At 62.0% G+C, this 2,869-nt stretch carries 1 protein-coding gene; it reads right to left on the reverse strand.

Features of this window, described 5'->3' with window-relative positions; genetic code table 11:
- Positions 1 to 33: 33 nt before the first annotated feature.
- A complete protein-coding gene (locus AKG11_RS33280; protein WP_050747123.1) occupies positions 34 to 2,868 on the reverse strand; it encodes a Tn3 family transposase in 2,835 nt (944 codons plus the stop codon).
- Position 2,869 lies beyond the last annotated feature (1 nt).

Consider the following 2,869-nt stretch of genomic DNA (forward strand, 5'->3'; position numbering starts at 1 on the left):
GGGGTCGTTTGCGGGAGGGGGCGGAATCCTACGCTAAGGCTTTGGCCAGCGATATTCTCCGGTGAGATTGATGTGTTCCCATCCGAGCGGCGAAACATGGGCCAAGAGATCGGGCGATAGCAGCTTTCCATCGCGTTTCTGGTTTGCAACGACCTCGCCGAGCTTCATGGTGTTCCAGAAGATGATGATGGCGGCGAGCAGATTCATGCCGGCGATGCGGTAATGCTGGCCTTCGGCGGAACGGTCGCGGATTTCACCGCGGCGGTGGAAGCTGATTGCCCGCTTCAGCGCATGATGAGCTTCGCCTTTGTTGAGCCCGATCTGGGCACGCCGTTGGAGTTCGGCATCCAGAATCCAGTCGATCATGAACAGGGTGCGCTCGACGCGACCGACTTCCCGCAGGGCTGTCGCGAGCTCGTTCTGCCGCGGATAGGAGGCGAGTTTCCGCAGAATCTGGCTTGGCGCGACGGTCCCGGCAGCAATGGTGGCGGCGATGCGCAGGATGTCGGGCCAATTGCGCTCGATCATGGCTTGGTTGACCTTTCCGCCGATCAACGCTCGCAGGTGCGCCGGGGCGGCCGACGGATTGAACGCGTAGAGCCGTTTGGATGGCAGGTCGCGGATGCGCGGAGCGAACCGGTAGCCGAGAATGGCACATGCGGCAAAGACGTGATCGGTGAAGCCGCCCGTGTCGGTGAACTGCTCGCGGATATGGCGTCCAGCATCGTTCATCAGCAGGCCATCGAGGATGTAAGGCGCTTCGCTTGCCGTTGCAGGAATCACCTGGGTTGCGAACGGCGCATATTGGTCGGAGACGTGGCTATAGGCTTTCAGGCCCGGGGTATTGCCATATTTCGCGTTGACCAGGTTCATGGCCTCACCTTGCTCTGTAGCGACGAAGAACTGTCCGTCGCTCGAAGCCGACGTGCCCATGCCCCAGAACCGGGCCATGGGTAACGCTGCCTGTGCCTCGACCACCATGGCCAGCGCCCGGTCATAGGCTTCGCCCTCGACATGCCACCGTCCAATGCGGATCAATTCCCAGAAGGTGTGGGTGTTTGTCGCATCCGCCATTTTGCGCAAGCCGAGGTTGATCCCTTCCGCCAAGATAACGTTCATTAGCCCGATCCGGTCAGCGCAGGGTGCTCCTGTGCGCAGATGGGTGAACGCTTCGGTGAAGCCGGTCGCCGCATCCACCTCCAGCAGGAGATCGGTGATGCGCGTGGGCGGGATCTGCTTGTAGAGATCGAGCACCAGATCTTCGGCGCCTGTCGGCGCGGCGGCTTCGAGTTTCTCGATATGCAGAACGCCGTTTTCAATCGACCCGCCCGGGATCGTGCCTGCGCGAGCGGCACGGCCAAGCTCGCGCAACCGCATGTCGAGGCGAGCTTGCCGGTCTGCCAGCCATTCCTCCGGCCGCAATGGCACAGCGAGACGACCGCCTTCCGCGATGGATTGTGCCGGAACGAGTGCGTGTTTCAGATCGCCATAGCGCCGGGACCTAGTAAGCCAGACATCTCCGGAGCGGAACGCATCGCGCAGATGGAACAGCACCGCGATCTCCCATAGGCGAGCGTCGCCAGCCCTCTGGGCCCGAAGGTGGCGATGCCATTTCGAGCTGGGCCGCAAGAAGCTGGTCATCGCGGCATCGTTCAAACCGGTACGAAGGGCCGTCACCGCTTCCAGAAGCGGCAGTGCAACGGGCGCAGCTCGCAGATCGAGCAGGCGCAACATGCGTGGAGCGTATCGGCGGAAGCGGTGATAACCGTCGAGCACATGATTGAGCGGATCGTCGGCCATGGTGGCGGTCAGCCTGGTTGCCATTGCAACAAGGGTTTTTAAGCCGTCCCACCCTGACCCACTCGCGATGACATCGCCCAGCGGCTGGCCATCATCCTGTGCATCGACCAGGGCGCCCCCGATCTCGGCGAAGGATTTCAGGGTGTCACGCACCACCCCCGCTTCGTCTGCGACCTTTGCATGGCAAATACGCTCCGAAGCACGGTAGAGACGGCCGACGATCCGGTCGTGGGTTTCGACCACTGCGTCGGCCAACATCGCCTGCCATTCCGAGACGCAAACAGCCAAGATCGCAAGCCGCCTGTCCTCCGGGAGATCGCGCATGCCGTCGGCATAATACCGTTCACCCTGCCTGCGCAGACGAGTCACCCGATGGGCAGGAACGCCGGCAAGCAGATCCTCGGGGAGATCGATGCGTTGCAGATATTCGAGCCGGTCGAGCAGCCGGTTGGCCGACGAAGAGTTCGAGCCAGGCTCGAACTGGCGCAGCCACACAAAACGGGTCACCCGATCATCAGCCGTCTCCTCGAGCAATGCCAGCAACTGTTCTCGGATCGACATAGGCAGCCGACTGGCGATCCTCGTCTCGATGCGTCGCTCGGCATCGACGAGAGCCGCGGCACAAAGCCGCTCGATCGTGGATGTCGCGGGAAGGACAGTGCGGGTGCGTCGGCACTCGGCTACGAAGCGACGGGCGATATCCTCGTTCGACACCGCCATCTCGGCTTCTCGGAACAACCATTCCTTCAGCTCGCTCGCACCACGTCCGGAGAAGGTGCGGAAGCCGTAGAGCCCCCGTAACTCGGCAAGATGCTCGTGCCGTGTTTCCTCGCGGGCAGCATAGTCTACGAGATCGTCGGCACCCAGGCCAAGCTGCGCTCCGATAAATTCGATGACCTCTGCAGGGATCAGTTCGCCTGGAGCCAGCACCCGGCCGGGATAGCGCAGGACACACAATTGCAGGGCGAAGCCGAACCTGTTGTGAGCGCGCCGACGCAGCCTGATATGCCCAAGGTCTTCATCACTCAGCGTATAGTGCTTGAGCAAATCCGTCTGTGAAGTCGGCAAG

Source organism: Shinella sp. SUS2, from assembly GCF_001262505.1.
In the GTDB taxonomy this organism is placed as follows: domain Bacteria; phylum Pseudomonadota; class Alphaproteobacteria; order Rhizobiales; family Rhizobiaceae; genus Shinella.